This window comes from Maledivibacter halophilus (genome assembly GCF_900167445.1).
GTDB classification, from domain to species: Bacteria; Bacillota; Clostridia; order Peptostreptococcales; family Caminicellaceae; genus Maledivibacter; species Maledivibacter halophilus.
This window is the reverse complement of record NZ_FUZT01000021.1, coordinates 1-18,955: the sequence shown is the minus strand read 5'-3', so window position 1 is coordinate 18,955 and position 18,955 is coordinate 1. Positions and strand designations below refer to the sequence as shown.

The 18,955-nt window shown below is 30.8% G+C and carries 13 protein-coding genes; 8 read left to right on the top strand and 5 right to left on the bottom strand.

The window, feature by feature from the left end; genetic code table 11:
* Positions 1-53 precede the first annotated feature (53 nt).
* The 7 genes from B5X81_RS24715 to B5X81_RS24685 all read left to right on the top strand — a co-directional run bounded on the left by B5X81_RS24715 (position 54) and on the right by B5X81_RS24685 (position 10,426).
* Complete coding sequence (locus tag B5X81_RS24715) at positions 54-2,252, top strand: DNA topoisomerase III (RefSeq protein ID WP_079495702.1); 2,199 nt, start codon at positions 54-56, stop codon at positions 2,250-2,252.
* A 569-nt stretch (positions 2,253-2,821) separates the two neighbouring features.
* Positions 2,822-4,420 carry a PTS transporter subunit EIIC gene (locus B5X81_RS24710; RefSeq protein ID WP_079495701.1) on the top strand — a complete coding sequence of 533 codons (1,599 nt, stop codon included), beginning with the start codon at positions 2,822-2,824 and terminating at the stop codon, positions 4,418-4,420.
* A 118-nt stretch (positions 4,421-4,538) separates the two neighbouring features.
* Entirely contained in the window at positions 4,539-5,927 is a 1,389-nt protein-coding gene (locus B5X81_RS24705) for a Sapep family Mn(2+)-dependent dipeptidase (protein WP_079495700.1), read from the top strand.
* A 136-nt stretch (positions 5,928-6,063) separates the two neighbouring features.
* Positions 6,064-7,623, top strand: coding sequence for a BglG family transcription antiterminator (locus tag B5X81_RS24700; RefSeq protein ID WP_079495699.1), 1,560 nt, complete (start codon positions 6,064-6,066; stop codon positions 7,621-7,623).
* 77 nt (positions 7,624-7,700) lie between these two features.
* Positions 7,701-8,417: a ribulose-phosphate 3-epimerase gene (locus tag B5X81_RS24695; protein ID WP_079495698.1), complete on the top strand. Its 717-nt coding sequence runs from the start codon at positions 7,701-7,703 to the stop codon at positions 8,415-8,417.
* 34 nt (positions 8,418-8,451) lie between these two features.
* The gene (locus B5X81_RS24690) at positions 8,452-8,931 is read left to right on the top strand and encodes a PTS sugar transporter subunit IIA (protein ID WP_079495697.1); all 480 of its coding nucleotides are present in this window, start codon (positions 8,452-8,454) and stop codon (positions 8,929-8,931) included.
* Between the two features lie 109 nt (positions 8,932-9,040).
* Positions 9,041-10,426 carry a tryptophanase gene (locus tag B5X81_RS24685; protein ID WP_079495696.1) on the top strand — a complete coding sequence of 462 codons (1,386 nt, stop codon included), beginning with the start codon at positions 9,041-9,043 and terminating at the stop codon, positions 10,424-10,426.
* 112 nt (positions 10,427-10,538) lie between these two features.
* Here B5X81_RS24685 and B5X81_RS24680 read toward each other — a convergent pair whose 3' ends face one another.
* Both B5X81_RS24680 and B5X81_RS24675 read right to left on the bottom strand, forming a co-directional pair.
* Complete coding sequence (locus tag B5X81_RS24680) at positions 10,539-11,702, bottom strand: iron-containing alcohol dehydrogenase (protein ID WP_079495695.1); 1,164 nt, start codon at positions 11,700-11,702, stop codon at positions 10,539-10,541.
* A 14-nt stretch (positions 11,703-11,716) separates the two neighbouring features.
* On the bottom strand, positions 11,717-12,190 hold the full coding sequence (locus B5X81_RS24675) for a heme-degrading domain-containing protein (protein WP_079495694.1): 474 nt from the start codon (positions 12,188-12,190) through the stop codon (positions 11,717-11,719).
* Between the two features lie 271 nt (positions 12,191-12,461).
* Here B5X81_RS24675 and B5X81_RS24670 point away from each other — a divergent pair, with 271 nt between their 5' ends.
* Positions 12,462-15,701, top strand: coding sequence for a DEAD/DEAH box helicase (locus tag B5X81_RS24670; protein WP_139380466.1), 3,240 nt, complete (start codon positions 12,462-12,464; stop codon positions 15,699-15,701).
* A gap of 325 nt (positions 15,702-16,026) precedes the next feature.
* Here the strand turns inward: B5X81_RS24670 and trhA are convergent, their stop codons facing one another.
* From trhA to B5X81_RS24655, 3 genes are all read right to left on the bottom strand, one after another.
* The gene (gene trhA, locus B5X81_RS24665; protein WP_170917599.1) at positions 16,027-16,707 is read right to left on the bottom strand and encodes a PAQR family membrane homeostasis protein TrhA; all 681 of its coding nucleotides are present in this window, start codon (positions 16,705-16,707) and stop codon (positions 16,027-16,029) included.
* Between the two features lie 269 nt (positions 16,708-16,976).
* Entirely contained in the window at positions 16,977-17,186 is a 210-nt protein-coding gene (locus B5X81_RS28870) for an ATP-binding protein (RefSeq protein WP_408606853.1), read from the bottom strand.
* Positions 17,187-17,351: 165 nt separating this feature from the next.
* A complete protein-coding gene (locus tag B5X81_RS24655; protein ID WP_079490840.1) occupies positions 17,352-18,821 on the bottom strand; it encodes a transposase in 1,470 nt (489 codons plus the stop codon).
* Positions 18,822-18,955 lie beyond the last annotated feature (134 nt).

The following is an 18,955-nucleotide window of genomic DNA, read 5'->3' as shown; positions in this document are numbered from 1 at the left end:
AAGAAAAAAACAAATAAAACTATTAAGATTGTTTATGCGAGAGGATTGTTAATATGAATAAAACATTGGTTTTAGCTGAAAAACCTTCTGTTGGAAAGGATTTAGCTAGGGTGTTAAGCTGCAATAAAAAGGGCAATGGGTATATAGAGGGTAAAAAATATATAGTAACTTGGGCTTTGGGGCATTTAGTTACATTGGGAGATCCTGAGATTTATAATGAGAAATATAAGGCATGGAGACTTGAGGATTTACCAATGCTACCTTCTCCCTTAAAACTTGTGGTTATAAAGAGAAGTGGAAAGCAGTTCAATATCGTCAAAAAGCAGATGAATAGAAAGGATGTTGAAGAAATAGTTATTGCCACAGATGCAGGTCGTGAAGGGGAGCTTGTGGCTAGATGGATAATTGAAAAATCCCGTGTAAAGAAACCAATAAAACGTCTATGGATATCTTCTGTTACTGATAAAGCTATTAAAGAAGGTTTCAAAAACCTTAAACCAGGTAGGGGATATGAGAATCTCTATGCTTCTGCCCTTGCTAGAGCTCAGGCTGATTGGTATGTAGGGATTAATGCTACTCGTGCTTTGACCTGTAAGTACAATGCCCAACTTTCGTGTGGAAGGGTTCAGACACCTACCCTTTCAATAATTTCAAAGAGAGAAGAAGAAATAAAAAAGTTCAAGCCAAAAACCTTTTATGGTATTGAGGCCATAAGCAATGGGTTAAAGCTAATTTGGCAGGATAATAGAACTAATAATAATAGAATTTTTAATAAGGATAAATGCGATAAAATACTTAGATCAATAAAAGGAAAAAATGCTCAAGTTATAGAAGTAAAGAAAACCTATAAGAAAAAATATTCCAATGGCTTATATGATCTTACTGAACTTCAAAGAGATGCAAATAGGATATTTGGTTATTCTCCTAAGGAGACTTTATCTATTATGCAAAGATTATATGAGAGTCATAAGTTGCTAACCTATCCAAGAACTGATTCTAGATATATAACTACAGATATAATAGATACTTTAAGGGAAAGGGTCAAAGCTTGTGGTGTTGGAGAGTATTCAAAGGCCGCCTTTAAGATTTTAAAAAAGCCTATAAAAACAAATAAATCCTTTGTTGATAATAAAAAGGTATCGGATCATCATGCAATTATTCCTACTGAACAAGGGGTGATTCTAAGCTCTTTAAATGACAGGGAAAGAAGGATTTATGACTTGGTTGTTAAAAGATTTTTAGCTGTTTTATATCCCCCTTTTGAATATGAGCAAAAGATAATAAAAGCCAAAATTAAAGATGAAACTTTCACTGCAAAAGGAAAAATCGTTATATCTCAGGGCTGGAAGGAAGTTTATAATGGGAATTTTGAAGAGGATGGATCAAATGAGGATATATCAGATCAAATATTACCGAATGTAAATAAAGGAGACGAACTGAAAATATCCAGTATTTCTCAAACCAAAGGAGAAACTAAACCACCAGAACCATTTGACGAAGGAAGTTTGCTTTCGGCCATGGAGAATCCAAGGAAATATATGAAGAGTGAAAATAGAAAACTTCTTAAAACAATAGAAGAAACAGGGGGACTTGGCACAGTTGCCACAAGGGCCGATATTATAGAAAAGCTGTACGATAAATTTTTAATTGAAAAGAAGGGAAAAAACATCTTCACTACGTCAAAGGGAAGGCAGCTCCTTGATTTAGTTCCGGAGGATTTAAAATCTCCTACATTAACAGCACAGTGGGAGCAAAAATTAAGCTCTATTTCAAAGGGGCTTCTTAAAAAGAATAGCTTTATAAATGATATGAAGGATTACTCCAAGGAAATTGTAGATGAGATAAAAAATAGTCAAGAAAAGTTTAAACACGATAATATTACAGGAAACAGATGCCCCCAGTGTGATAAATTTATGTTAGAGGTTAATAGCAAGAAAGGTAAGATGCTTGTATGCCAAGATAGGGAATGCGGGTATAGAAAAAGTATTTCTAAGATAACTAATGCAAGATGTCCAAACTGTCATAAAAAAATGGAGCTCTGTGGTGAAGGAGAAGGAAAAATATTTGTTTGCAGATGTGGCTATAAAGAAAAGCTTTCTTCATTTAATAAAAGAAAGAAAAAAGAAACAAATAAAGCTTCAAAGAAGGATGTAAGCAAATATATTAAGGAACAAAAAAAATCAAAGGATGAGCCCTTTAATAATGCTTTAGCCCAGGCTCTTTCAAAGCTAAATTTGAAGAAGAATAATTAAAATATAGATTTATATTAAGACAATACAATATTATTTTGGTCATATCCTAAGACCCTTAGATTAATACAATTTAAGGGTTTATTTTTATGCTATAAATATATTAGTTTTGAATAATATCATACAGAATTTACCGGGACTTCTATGCTAATTGATAAAAAGTTTAATAAAGCCTTTATATTACTAACCAACAGGGAACATGGTGCATCCAACTAGACATAATTTGAAAATTGTAGAGGAAAGAATAAATACAAACAATATAGCAATAGCTATTGATTAAGGAGTAATTTTATGGATGGTATAATTAACGTTGATGCAGGAGGTACAAAATAGAAGGTACATATAAACATTATGAACGATGCTCAGCTTACTCTTGAAACTTACTTGTGGTAAATTTCAGTTAAAACTTACCGTTTTAATGTGGCAATTAGTTTTACAAGTGAAATGTTCAACAAAAACGTTTTCAGCTGTATAATTATAAATATAAATTAATTATCGATAATTAATAAAATAGTAAAAAATTGAATTTTTCAGTAAAATTATGTGTCATACTAAATAAATGAGGTGAGGTCATGAGAGAAAAATTACAAGCATTCGCAGGTTCAATGATGATTCCAATTATTTTACTTGTACTGGTAGGCTTTTATGTTAGTATTGCAAGCTCATTTACTGCATATATTCTAACCGAAGGGACTTTTTTGCATACAATTTTTTCCGTTATTGCTAGCATAGGTTTTATGATTATGAGCTATTTGCCATTTTGGTTTGCAATAGGTGTTGCTTTTGGATTGGCTAAAAAGGAAAAAGGCTGGGCTGCTTTTAGCGGCTTTGTAATGTTTATGTGTTTTAATACTGTTATAAGTACTTATGCTGGAGCTCAGGGATGGAATGCAGATACTACTACTGTAGACCATTTAGTTAATAATCTGGGATGGGCAATGACAAAGGCACAAAACTATAATGCCCTCTGGAAAAATATTGCAGGAATATTCACCTTTGATATGGGAATTTTTAGTGGAATTATAACTGGTATTGTTACTGCTGCTATTCACAACAAATGGTATAAGAAGGAGCTCCCAACTGTATTTTCCTTTTTCAGTGGTCCAAGATATGTGATTATACTCATTACTTTATTCTCAATCCCCTTAGGAATTGCCACTTACTATATTTGGCCAATAGTTGCTGCTGGGCTACAAAGTCTTACTAAACTAATTACAACATCAGGATTGTTTGGAACCTTCCTTTTCGGTGCAACGGACAAAGCTCTACTGCCATTTGGAATTCACCATTTGATAGCATTCCCTATTGAATATACACGTGTTGGTGGAACCATGGAGATAGGTGGGATTGTATATGAAGGAGTTAGAAATATTATTGTTGGACAAGCTGGTTCAGCGGAGGCAACTGGTTATATAGTACGTAATTTTACAACAGGCAGAATTTTATTTCAATTTGGTGGGCTTCCCGGTGCGGCTGCAGCAATATATGCAACTGCTAAATCAGCAAATAAAAAGAAGGTTGCTTCAATTGTTCTTCCTGCTGCATTAACAGCAATGTTTGTTGGTATTTCTGAGCCAATTGAATATACATTCTTATTTGTTAACCCATTACTCTATTATTTAATCCATGTGCCGCTATCAGGTCTAGCATATGTATTGGCAGAAATAACAAAGGTTTCAATTAATGGTCATGCATTGTTCTTTATGATACCAAATTTATTTCAACCCCATAAAGTCCATGCACTGTCTTTATTCCTATTAGTACCAGCTTATTTTGCTGCATATTTCTTCCTATTCAAATGGGCAATTTTAAAATTTAATATTCCTACACCAGGTAGAAGGAATGAAGGCAATATAAAATTATTTAATAAAAGGGACTATAAAGAAAAACAAAAAAATAAAAAGGAAAAAGCTAATAATTTAATAGAAGGCATTATTGAAAATCTTGGTGGAGAGGATAATATAGAAAGTGTTAGTAATTGTGCTACAAGATTAAGGGTTAGCGTAAAGGATAAGTCTTTAGTTTCTGATAATTCGGTTTGGGTTGAAAAACTGGAAGCCCATGGAGTTGTAAGAAATAACAAAGGTTTTCAGATAATATATGGTCCAAGGGTAATTTCGATTGCTACTGCTGTAAAAGAAGCATTAAATACTGATTCAAGCAACGATTAAAAAAGAGCCTTCTTTTTTAAAGAAGGCCTCTTATAACTTTACTGCTTGAAATTTAAAAATAAAAATTTAGAAGGTAAAAGTATCGATTCTGTTTTTATACTTCTAAGAGGTGAAATTAATGGATACTGGTAAAATATTAGAAAAGCTTCATAGCTATAGAGGTGATATTAAAAGGGATCTTTCCCAGCTTATTGAAATTAATTCAAAGAGGGATTTAACAACTAAAAAAGTAGGAGCTCCCTTTGGATTAGGAATCAGGAAATGCTTTAATAAAATGATTGAATTTGCAAAAAGAGAAGGATTTACTGTAAGGGACTTTGATGGCTATGCGATGCATATTGAATATGGATATGGAGAGGAAGTATTGGGAATATTAGGTCATTTGGATATAGTAGGAATTCAGGAGGAAGACAAGTGGAATAGTAAACCTTTTGAATTAATAGAAAAGAATGGTTTTTGGTATGGACGCGGTATAAATGATAATAAAGGTCCTATGCTTGGATGTTTGTATCTATTAAAAATATTAAAGGAGCTTGGCTATAAACCTAATAAAAAAATCAGGCTTATCCTTGGAGGCGCAGAAGAAACTACATGGGAATGTATGAGTCATTATTTTAGATATAATAAAATGCCGATATATGGTTTTTCTCCCGATGGTGATTTTCCTATTGTCAATTGTGAAAAGGGAATTAGCTATTATAATTACCAGGGTTTAAGAAAAGCTACTAATGATGGAATTTATAATATTGTTTCAATCAAAGCTAAAGAAGATATTACTAAGGTTTGTTCAGAAGTGGAAATATATGTTCAAACTCATTATCCGGAAAAGCTATTAGAAATTTTATCGGATAATATAGATAATTATATTGATGATAATGGTGTCAAAATTGTTTATAGAGGTATATCAGCGATGGGAAGGAATCCCCATAGAGGAGAAAATGCTATTTTTAAATTTGTAAAAGATTTTAAAACTATCGATGGTCTAGATAAAAGGGCAAAGGAATTAATAGATTTTCTAAATGGCTATTTTGTTGATTCTATACATGGAGAAAAGCTTGGGCTTTATTATAATGATGAGGAGACAGGAATTACAACTAATAATCTTTCCTATGTACTATTAAATGATGAGACCTGTATTATTTCCTTTGATTACAGATATGGTAAAGGAGTAGAATATGAAAAAGTCATTAACAGACTTAAGGAAATAGGAATTAAAAACAAGTTGGAGTTAATTACAATAAAAGAGATGCCTCTGTTATATGTATCTTCAGATAGCATTTTGATTTGTGCTTTAAAGAAGGCCTATCATAATATTACTAAAGAGGAAGCACAGCTTTTTTCCAAAGGAGCAGCAAGCTATGCAAGAACATTAGAGCAGGGAGTTGCTTTTGGCCCCACATTTTCCACCCATAGAGCAAATTCCCATAAACCAAATGAAAACATTAATTTAAAGGATTTTGAAAAAGCCCTTCTTATATATGCAGAAGCAATTAAATTATTAAGCTAGATATATAGTAAAACAAATTCAAAAGTAAGTTTATACATCAAAAAATCCCAAAAAGCAGTGAGTATTTGCACATGTATAAACTAAGTTTTACTATGTAAACTCTATAAAAAAGATTGAAATTATAAGAGGTGATATTATGAATGCCAGGATACCTCAAATTATTAAGATATTGCTTAATGATAATGAAATAAAAACCATTGCTTATGTTGCTGATAAATTAAAGGTTTCAAATAAAACCATTAGAAATGATTTAAAGAGTGTGGGAAAATTATTATCTGAAAATAATTTGAGACTTATTAAAAAAACAGGTGTAGGCATTTATATTGAAGGTGATGAAAAAGCAAAGTTAAAGATGATTACTAATGTTAAATCCTATAAACAAATGAGTTCTCATTATACATCCAGGGACAGACAGTTATATATTCTTAATCAGCTCCTTACAAGCAATAAAAAAATTACAACGAGCACTTTGCAAAATGAGCTTTTTATAAGCAGGCCTTCTGTTTATAAAGATTTAGAAAAAGTTAAGGAATGGTTAAAGGAAAGGGATATAGATGTTGTAGCGGATAAAAGGAAAGGATTAATTCTTAAGGCTGGTGAAAAAAGAATTAGAAAGGCTATGTTTGATCTATTCTTTTTAAGTGAAGATTACGATGAAATGCTGGATGCAGTTGAAAAAACCAGTGAATATAGCGATTCAAATTATGCCGCCATTAACTATTTTTCATATTGTCAAAAAGAGGATATTTTAGGGTTGGATTATGAGAAAGTAAATAATATTATTTTAGGACTGGAAGACAAATTCAATATTAAATTTACAGCTACTGATTTAAGTAGATTGACTGTGAAATATTCTTTGGCAATTTCCAGAATGATGGATAAAAAGTATGTGAAAATGAAGGAATCCACATTAAAGGATCTACAGGAATTAGACAAATATGAAAAGATGATTGATGTTGCACATGAGATAGAAAGGGAATTTAATACTATAGTTCCAGTAGAAGAAATAGGCTATTTGTTTGGAATTACAATAGTATCTAAAACCCATTTTGATGATATTGATTGGAATATCAGTGAAAAAATGTTAGTTATAAATAAAATTGTAGCTAAAGATATAATTGAACTTACAAAGGAGAGTTATCATATATCCGATGAAGAAACCTTTTATAATGGACTGATACATCATTTAAAGTCTGTTACAAATAAAATCAAATATGGTTTAGATTTTCATAATACCTTAGTTGATGAAATAAAAAAGAATTATGCTGAACCCTTTGAAATTGCTTTAAAGAGTAAATCAATATTTGAAGAATATTACAGTTATGAAATTCCTATCGAAGAGGTTGGGTATATTGCTCTTCATATAGCTGCTGCTATAGAGCGTAGCAAAAAATCTATTTCTACTTATATTGTTTATCATTCTAGTTATAGTGAGATTAAACTCATGATAGAAATTCTAAGGAACAATTTCAATCAGCTTAAAGTTAAAAAAGTTATTCCAATTTCTATGATTGATGACATTAATCACCATGAAGTGGATTTAATAATAACAACTCAAAAACTAGAAGAATCTGATAGTAAGATAGTTGTATTGCCAACAGTATTAGTAAATGAAGATATGGATAAATTTTCTAAAATACTTAGAGATATATATGAAAAGCAGAATGATAAAAATTTAAGAAAGTTCCATAAATAGTGGTAATTACTTTTACAGCAGAGAAAAAAATATTATGTTAGACTATCAATGAAGAAAGAAAAATAAGGAGTGATCATATGAAACATATAAAAATTGCAGCAGGATTAGCCCATGTAAATTATGGAAATATTGCAGGCGTTGTAAAGGAAGCCGTTGAAGCAGGTGCAGATTATGTCCACTCAGATGCTGCCGATATGCATGATTTAAAGAATCAGCAATTAATGGGAGGACATCAAATTATACAAGGGATTAGACCTGTTACTGATAACATGATTGAATGTCATTTTTATACAGAGACCTGTGATAGATTATTTATAGAAAAGCTAGCTGATGTAGGGACGGATATGTTAATACTACCGGCTGAACATTTTATTGGAGCACAATTAGCTTATATTATCAATTATTGTAGAGAATTTGGCATAAAATTTGGTTTAACCCTTGGATGCTATACACCATTATGTTTTGTTGAAGAATCAATTTATGATATAGATAGATTGCATTTAGTTGTACATGGAGTAGATGAAACCGACGGAAAGGATAATTGGGGATGGCGCAGGAGTGCAGTGGATCTTGTTAAAAGAGCTAGAAAATTAATCGACGAAAAAAATCCAAAATGCGAGTTGGCAATTGATGGAGGCTTAAGACATAACAATATGGAGCCATTAATAGAGTGTAACCCTGATGTAATAGTTCTTTCATCAGCTATATTTAAACATCCCGATGGAATTACAGCGGGAGTAAAGGCTTGTAGAGAGGCAATTGATACAGCAGCCAGAAAATTTAACTTAGAATAATTAGAAATTTACCTTGCTTTAAGGTGGTGGAAAAATGCTTAAAAAATTTTTAAAAAAGAAGAAAGAATTATCGTGGTCAGTACCATTAACTGGTATAGTTAAGCCAATTACCGAAGCTCCTGATCCAGTTTTTTCAGAAAAGATGATGGGAGATGGCTTTTGTATTGACCCAACTATTGGAAAGGTCTATTCTCCAGTAAAGGGAGAAATAATGTCTATATTTCCTACTAAACATGCTATTGGAATAAAATCAGATGATGGGTATGAGGTGCTGATACATTTTGGTATAGATACTGTAAATCTTAATGGTGAAGGTTTTAAGCTTCATGTTAATACTGGAGATAGGGTAGCGTCGGGGGATTTATTGCTTGATGTAGATATTGATAATATTAAAGATAAAATACCATCTTTAATAACCGCAGTTGTTATTACTAATTTAAAAGGAAAAACAGTTGAATTAGAAGAGTCTGGTGAGGCTAAACAAGGTGATCTTATTAATCTTAGAATAAATTAACTCGTTGTGTATTTACCATATTAAAATCCCTTAAATCAAACTTAGAACTAAATATCCAATTTGCTAGCACAACAGGTCAAATTAGTTTTATTACGAGAGGAGAAAGACTATGAAATTCATGACAGCGGAACCCTTTAGAATTAAAATGGTAGAACCTATCAGAAAAACTACAAAGGCGCAAAGACAGAAATATCTTAAGGAAGCCGGATACAATGCTTTTAGACTTAGAGCGGAAGATGTTTATGTGGACTGCTTAACAGATAGTGGAACATCGGCTATGAGCAGTCATCAATGGTCAGCTTTAATGTTGGGAGATGAATCCTATGCAGGCTGTAAGAGTTTTTATAGATTAGAGGAATCTGTTCAAGATGTTTTTGGGATGCCTTATGTACAGCCAACCCATCAGGGAAGGGCAGCAGATTATATTATGGCAAAAATTTATGCTAAAGAAGGTAAATATGCCATTGGAAATATGCACTTTGATACATTTAGGGGAAATGCCGAGGTTTTAGGAGCTTTAGCAGTTGATTATGTTATAGATGAAGGTAAGGATGCAGGAAGTGCTTCCCATCCGTTTAAGGGAAATATAGATATTAATAAAATGCAGAGACTAATAGATGAAAAAGGTGCAGAAAACATATCAGTAGTTATTATAACTGTTACTTGCAATAATAATGGTGGACAACCGGTTTCCATGCAGAATATTAGAGAAGTAAGTGAACTTGCTAAAAAACATAATATTCCCGTAGTTATGGATAGTGCAAGGCTTGCAGAAAATGCATATTTTATTAAGCAAAGGGAAGAAGGGTATCAGGATAAGTCTATTAAAGAAATAACAAGGGAAATGTTCTCATATTGTGAAACAGCCACTATGAGTTCAAAAAAAGATGGTCTTGTTAATATAGGTGGACTTTTTGTAACAAGAAATAAAGAAGTATTTGGACTTGCAAACCAATTGGCAATTGTTCACGAAGGATTCATAACCTATGGAGGTATGTCAGGAAGAGATATGGAAGCATTAGCTGTAGGGCTTCAGGAAGTTTGTGATGAACAATATCTTGAGTACCGTATAAATCAAGTAAAATATCTAGGAGATAAATTACAAGAAAAAGGAGTACCAATAGTTGAACCTACCGGTGGCCATGGAGTATATGTAGATGGGAGAAGATTCTTTCCTCATATTCCGCAATATGAATTTCCATCCCAGAGACTGGTTTGTGCTTTATATAAAGAAGCAGGAGTACGTGCAGTAGAATTAGGAGCATGTGCCTTTGGATCAAAGGATAAGGAAACAGGAGAGCCAATATGGCCCGAACTGGAAACAATGAGAATTGCAATCTCCAGGAGGGTTTATACAAATAGCCATATGGATGTAATTGCTAATGCCCTTGGTGAAATATATAAAAACCGAGACCAATACAAGGGAATGAAGCTTGTATATGAAGGGCCGATAACATCATTAAGGCATTTTACAGCGGGATTTGAATTATTATAAAATACAGAAAAGCAAAAGCTAGGATAGATAAATCTAATATCGTCCTAGCTTTTTTATATAATATTATTATAATTTTCGTCATGCTATAAAAAAGTGCCTGATTAGGCGCTTACTATCTTAATTCCTTTGAATCTAAAATAATTTGTTGCAGTTCTTCCTTAGTTCCAAAAGGTAAAAATCCAAGAATTGGGCAATCAATTATAGCTTTGAACTGCTCATCTGTCAAATTATAATCTTCAAATTTGTAGTAAAGTCCAATTTCTTTAAGGAAATTTTCAATAATATCCCCTAATTTAGCTGCTGCTTTTTCATCAGATATTGAGTTTAAGGATTCATCGTAAATTTTAGCTACTTTAGCAAATTTTTGTATATTTAAATGATATTTATTACGTAGAAATTCAGGAAAAACAAGTGCTAAAGCTTCACCATGGCTAATATGGGTAATGCCTCCTATAATTTCACTAAGGGGATGGGGTGCAGAGGCTCCAGCATTGGATAATCCTATACCTGCTAATGTTTGAGCATACAATAATTGTTTCCTATATTCAACATTTTCCAGGTTTTCTACTGATTTTACGAGATATTCCTTTATTGTTTTAATAGCCTCAAGGGATGCTAATTCACCAAATGGAGAAGTGTTAGAGTGAATGTAACTTTCAAAAGCGTGACAAAAAGCATCGAAACCAGTTGAAGCAGTTAATTTTTGTGGTAAGGTTATTAATAAATTTGGATCAAGTACAGCAGTGTCGGAATAATTATCCTGATGAAAAATGGTGTTTTTTTCTTCTCCCATGGAGATTACTGCAGCTTGTGTTACTTCAGAACCGGTTCCGGCAGTAGTTGGTATTGCAATGTGAGGAATATATTTGGGAGATAAGGATTTATAAGTGCCCTGTGGATTATTATAGGTATCGAACATATTTTTCCAATCGATTTTATCAAGTCCATTAAGTAAAGAAATAATTTTTGCTGTATCTATACTAGATCCCCCACCTACAGATAAAACAAAATCTATATTATTTTCATTAAGGATTTTAATTCCTTTTTCTACAACTTCAGTTGTAGGATTAGGTATTACTTTATCAAAATGAACTACCTCAAAACCATGTTCTGTTAATAAACCCTTTATCTTTGAGAAAAGTTCATTTAAAGGATATATATTTTCAGTAGTAACCAATAAACATTTTTTCCCATATGTTTTAGCAATTTGAGACAAATTTTCTATTTCCCCGGCACCAAAGTGTATTTTAGTTGGAACATTAAATGTTGAGTCCATTTAGCTCATCTCCTTTATTCTAAATCTTTTAAATAATTTCTTATTGCTGATACGACTAAATCATGATCCTGCTCAGGTGTTAAACCAGTTATAGTTATTGCACCTATTACACCAATATTCTTAACTACAATGGGAACTGCTCCTCCAGTGGCTGAGTACTTTTCATTTGACAATCCATATTTTTCTGTAAGAGTTGTATTGTCATGTTTTAGTTTATAAGCCATATAAATTGAACTGGTATAAAAATGTAAAGTCACATTTTTTTTACGATAAATCCATAAATCTTTATCGGGAGTAGTCCCATCGAAGGAGTAGTGAAATAATTGATGATTAAATCTACTTATATCAACAGCTATTTTATATTTATTATTCCTGGCGGTATCAATAATAGATTGGCCAATAGCTAAAGCAGTTTCACTGGTGAAATGGTCGAAAACTAAAGTCTCTAGTTCATCACTATATTTTTTTAGAATCTTATCTACAGTCATATTACTTCCACCTTTTTATATTTTAAAATTTGTTTATCTTTATCATAAATTTAAATAGTCTAGTTATTTCAAATTATATCATGGTTTAATGTTTGTAAATTATAATTATATTTCTGGAATAATACAGAAAATATAATAATTATTTTTAAAGAATACAATTATAGAATTTACTATGATATGATATAATTTATAAAATAATGTTTATAATCATGGATATAAGAAACAAAGATAGTCTAATTATTTTTGCTGTCAATTTGTTGTGGAGGGTATTATGATTTATTTAACAAGAAAAGATATTAAAGATATGGCTACCAATGAGCTTACATTTATAAGGGGAGAAAAGTATTATTTAGAAAACAGGGTGAAGAGATTTTTTTTTGATGAAGGGGCCTATACATTTTTTGCAGAGGTAGAAGGTTCTTATGACTATACTGTAAAAGCTACCTTTGATAGGGATGGGTATCTAGAAAATGCTGTTTGTGATTGTCCGGCCTATACCGAATATTGGGGTTATTGTAAGCATATAACGGCTGTGCTTTTGAAGATATTAGAGAAGAATTTCAAAAAAGAATATAATTATATAAAAGAAGATGAAGCTGCTAAAAATATACTGGATTTTTTTAGTTATAAAGAAGCTCCACGAAAAATGCCTATAAATATAGAGATTACATATGAGTTTATTCGTAATGGATATGGCCTTCTAAATGATACATATCTAAGTATGAAAATTGGAGAAGAAAAGCTATATGTTGTTAAGAGTATAAAAAATCTTATTAAAAGTATTAAAACAAATGATACAATTTATTATGGTAAAGAATTTACATTTGACCCTAAGCTGCATTGCTTCAGAGAAGAGGATATGGCTATTATAGATTTGCTTACAGAGCTTTATGATAATGAAGAAGCACTATTACAATTTGCCTATTCCTATAGAAATCCATCGCTTTTTAATGGAAAGAAGGTATATCTATCTCAAAGTGTAATAAAGAGGTTTTTTAAAATAGTCAAGAACAGACCTTTTAAAGGAATTATTGATGGCATAATTGTAGATGATTTGGAAATAGTTCATGAGGACTTACAAATAGAATTTTTCTTTACAAAAGAAGATAGTGATTTAAAGCTTGAAGTGGATTTGGGTAAACTTTTAATACCCTTAGTCACCGATGGAGAATATGTCTTTTCTAATAATAAAATATATAGAATTTCGAAATATCAGAGGGAAAATTTAAAACCCTTTTACAAAACCCTTCTTAAGGAAAATAGAAATGTAATTAAGATTTCACAAAAGTATAATGATAGATTTATTTCTGAAGTATATCCAATTATAAAAAAGATAGGAAAGGTAAAAATTGATGAAAGGGTAAAGGACTCCATTTATAATCCAGGTATAAAGCCTGAGATATTTTTTGATAGAGTAAAAGAGAAAATTACTGCCGATATAAAATTTATATATGGAGATATTACTATAAATGCCTTCAATGAAAAAGAAAAAACAAGTGGAAGTGATAGAATACTACTAAGGGATATTGCTAGAGAGAAGGAAGTAGTAGGTTATTTTGAAGCTGCTGAATTTAAAGTTAGTAATAATTATATTTATTTGGATGATGAGGATGGAATATTTGATTTTGTATATTATAAGCTTCCACAGCTACAAGAAATTGCGGATGTATATTATTCTGAAAGCTTTAAGGGGTTAAAAATCCATGATTCTAGCTCATTTACAGGTGGAGTAAGATTAAATATAGAAAATGATTTATTGGAATTTAATTTTTCAATTGATGGGATAGATAGTTCCGAGCTTAATGATGTATTTAATTCTATAAAAGAGAATAAGAAGTATTATAGATTAAATGGTGGATCTTTTTTACCATTGGATATTAAAGAGCTTTATGAAATATCTAAGCTTATGGAATATTTAGATTTAGATTCAAAGGATTTTGAAAAAGAAATGATAAATATTCCTAAATATAGAGCATTATATATAGATGAACATTTAAAGGAGTCAAATATTACCTCAGTAAAGAGAAATCTTAAATTTAAAGAATTGGTTCAAAATATTAAAGAGCCTGGAGATATGGATTATAAGGTTCCAAACAATTTAAATCATATATTAAGAAAATATCAAAAATTTGGTTTTAAATGGCTTAAAACATTATCTGGCTATGGGCTTGGCGGAATTTTGGCAGATGATATGGGGCTAGGTAAAACACTACAGGTTCTTACATTTTTATTATCGGAAAAGAAAGAAAAGGGTATGTGTCCATCAATTATAATTGCACCTACATCATTGGTTTACAATTGGTTGGCAGAGATAGAAAAGTTTACTCCAGAGTTAAGAGCCCTTGTAGTGACTGGTAAAAAGGAAGAGAGAAAAGAAATAATAAGCACCATTGAAAAATGCGATATTATAATTACATCTTATCCACTTATTAGAAGGGATATATATATGTATGAAGGTATATCATTTAGATATTGTATTTTGGATGAAGCTCAGCATATAAAAAATCCTGTATCACAAAATGCTAAATCTGTTAAGGAAATAAAAGCAAATAATTATTTTGCATTAACAGGTACGCCTATAGAAAATTCTTTAACCGAACTATGGTCAATTTTTGATTTTATAATGCCAGGATATCTTTTGAATTATAATAAATTTAAGAAAAAATATGAAAACCCTATAGTAAAGAACAAGGATAATAATGCATTGCTTGAGCTAAGTAAACATATAAAACCCTTTGTGTTGAGAAGAATTAAAAAGGATGTATTAAAGGAACTTCCTGAAAAAATTGAAAGCAAGCTAATTGCTGAATTTACTGATGATCAGAAAAAAATATATCTTGCATATCTACAAAAGATCAAGGGCGAAATTGAAGAAGAAATAAATAGCAAGGGTTTTCAAAGAAGTCATATCAAGATTTTAGCAGGTTTAACACGACTAAGACAAATATGCTGCCATCCTGCTATGTTTATTGAAAATTATAAAGGTTCCAGTGGAAAATTACTTTTACTAGAAGAGCTTATAAAAGAATCTATTAGTAGTGGACATAGAATTTTATTGTTTTCACAATTTACATCAATGCTTGGAATAATTAGAAATATGCTAGATGAAAATAGTGTTGAGTACAAATATCTTGATGGGTCAACGGATATTAAAAAAAGAGGGCACCTTGTTAGGGAGTTTAATGAAGGAAAAGGAGATATTTTTTTAATATCCCTTAAAGCCGGAGGAACGGGATTGAATTTAACCGGTGCCGATACAGTTATACATTTTGATCCATGGTGGAACCCTGCTGTTGAGCAGCAGGCCACCGATAGGGCCTATAGGATTGGACAAAAAAACTCTGTTCATGTAATGAAGCTCATAACAAAAGGAACAATTGAAGAAAAGATATTTAGACTCCAGGAAAAGAAAAAGGAATTAATAGAATCGGTAATAAAACCAGGTCAAACGCTTATATCAAAATTGAGTGAGGAAGAAATAAAATCTATTTTTGATTTAGAAGTCTTCTAAAAAACTTATACATAATACGGGAATAGAAAAGTATATATTTTTTATCTTGGAGTTAATGGAAGCTGTACTTATAACCCTATATGGTAGTTTAAAGTACAGCTTTTTGTAATTGAGATAATAGAATTGTATATTAACCTGTTGTGCTAGTTCGTATATCGGGAGTTTTAATATTTCCTTTTCGTTCATGCTATAAACCTGTTTTTATATATAATTTTTAAGGAAAAAACAGGTTTGTAAAAATTACTAAAATGAAATATTAAAACTCCCTAGTTTATATTTCAAACCAAAACAATTGAATTAATAGCATAACAGGTTACATTATGTTTTACCTAAGATAAAAGAATATACCCAAAAAGTGCATTACACTACCACCTAGTACAAAAATATGCCAAATGGCATGATTAAAAGGAATTTTTTTATTAGAGTAAAAGATAGTACCAAGGCTATAAAATAATCCTCCTGCCACAAGCCATATTAAAAAATTTATAGGGGTAATCTCAAGCATAGGCTTGATTGCTATTACAACTAGCCAACCCATAGCAAGATAAAGAATCAAGGAGAATAATTTATGTTTATCTAACTTATTATAAGAAATTATTTTAAAGACGATACCTACAATTGCAATCACCCATATTGCGACTAATATTCCGATTCTCCAATATCCTTCCATAGAAAGTAAAGCTATAGGGGTATAGGTACCAGCTATAAAAAGGAAAATAGATGAATGATCAAATATTCTAAGTATCCTTTTTAGCTTTTCCTTTCGAAAACTGTGATAAAGGGTTGAGGCTGTATATAAAGCAATAGAGCACAATCCATAGATACTAAAGCTGACAATAGAAATAGGATTCTTTTTCCAAATAGCAAAAACCAAAAGGATTGTTAGTGCCACTACACTAAATACAATTCCTATTCCATGGGTAATGCTATTTGCTATTTCTTCTTTTAAAGAATATTTTTTACTCAACAATTTTTCGTCTTGAGAGTTGATATTAAATGATTTCATTGAGCTCCTCCTTTATATTTTTTAACTTTATTGAGGAATTTGTATAATTCCCTTAAGTAAAACTTTGCTATTACATATAGTTTTAAATTTTTTAACAGCATACTATGTATAATATGCAATTGTACCAAATTTGAATTATGAAATTCCTTGTATAGTAAATTTGTTCTAAAATATATTTTTCACTTACTTTATTGTAACCATATATAGAAGGACAATTCAATAGTATCTATGATAAATTTGAAAAATTATTTTAAATGTGAAATATTCTTCTAATATATAGGTAAAGAGAAATAGAAGGTACTACCTTTATTTATTTTACTATGTCCACCATGATATTCAACAATTTCTTTTGTTATAGATAATCCAAGCCCTCGGCTCTTTGTACTAGAAATGCTAGATTTGCTACCTTTATAAAAACGTTGAAAAATATTAGGAAGATCTTCGCTGGCAATGCCTAATCCATTGTCCTTTACAAATATGATAACTTCTTTAGTGGATTGTAAAATAAATTAAAGAGTTATCCACAACAAAGACTGAAAAAACATAGAAAAAAGCACAAAAAAGGACGCATTTATTAAGTCCCATAATTTTTTAATATAAAATAATGCGTAGCATAGTGAAAAAATATTAACTTGTGGATAGTGTTAAGAAGCTAATTTATAAAGCTTTCTGATACTTCTAAAATATTGTGGTTTATTTATTGCGTTAGCAACTATAACATTAATTAATTTAGTTATGGCTGTTAAAAATAAATTGGCTCTCATACTGGTTGTGTTTAAAGTTATAGGAAAAGCAATAGAGGAATTTTTCTTTAGCGAAGCTATAGTTCTTTCAATAGTTGTTCTAAGCTTATAAGTAGAATTCCACTCATCAGAATTTCTTTGAATGCCAGGATAAAGTCTAAAGTCTTTATCAGGATAAACATAATGCATTCTTCCAGCTTTGGAAGATGTACATGGATTTTCACAAGTATGATAGCATTTACCTTTTTTATCCCTACGGGCTTTAGGACATTTATACTTTAAACGAGGGCTTCTATTTTTTCCTCTACAAATTCCTTCAGGAATAAAAGGTTCTTTAGTAAGAAGACAAAGAGGAGCACCGGATACATCAAATTCTAAGTCAGAATTATCAACACGATTAGTATTGCGGGTGTTAATAGGGATAAAAACTTTTTCAAAACCATAATGTTTTAAAAGTGAAAAATTATTATAGCTATCAAACTCACTATCGCCAAGGAAACTAATAAATTTTTTATTAGGATTATGTTTAAAAAATTGGTCTATTACAGGCTTTAGAGAGGCATTATCAAAGGAAAATTTTTGTTCCTCTGGAGTATCAAAAACATCGTCTATAGAAGAATAAAAATCATCATCAAAAAAGTTAATGTGCATTGGTATTCCAAAACCATTAGTAAGAATACCAAATTTATAAAAATAACCAAAATGACCATTAACAAAATCTAATTTAATAGAAGAATTAGTCTCAGCTTGTTTAGGCATGTTTTTATATGCGGCAGCATAAGGATTGAAAATTTCATTATTAGTGATTTTAGCATAGGTTTTTTGCTTATTTATCTCAGAAGCCAAAGTTTTAGGATTATTTTCTTTAACCTTAGGTTTTAACCCAGATGTATCATAAATAAGTATTGAAGCTAAGCCTTTTAAAGGTGAATCGTCATCTAAAGATTCATCAAATTCATTACAAATATCTAAGACATAAGAGGTCATAGAATTAAATAAATCGCAAATATCTTTTTCATAATTAATTTTGAATCTACTAAAAAAGGAATCATCAGGGACTTTATTATTAAAACCACAAAACTCTCTGAGAACCTTTGAAAATTGAAGGAATAGGGTTAGTAAAGTAGTTGTAGGAATATTGAACATATGCATAAATAATAAAGCTGCAAGTATTGAAGAAAGATTATAGTCTCTATTCCTACCTAAACTAGAGTAATAATGGTTACGAAAAGCATCAGGTATAAAAGATTCAAGATTAAAATTATCTTTAATTAAATTTAGAAAAACCTCTGGTTTTTCATAAGAAAGTACTTTTAAAGATGAAAATTGTTCAAATAGATTTAGTTGCTTAAATTCTGATAAAGAAAACATGGTAACAACCTCCCTATGTTGGTATTTGGTTTTAGTGGTATATTACTAATATCGACATAGTGGAGGAAAATACAATGGCCTATCGGCCAGAAATATAGCAAAAAAGCCGATTGTAGAATTTAACAATCGACTAA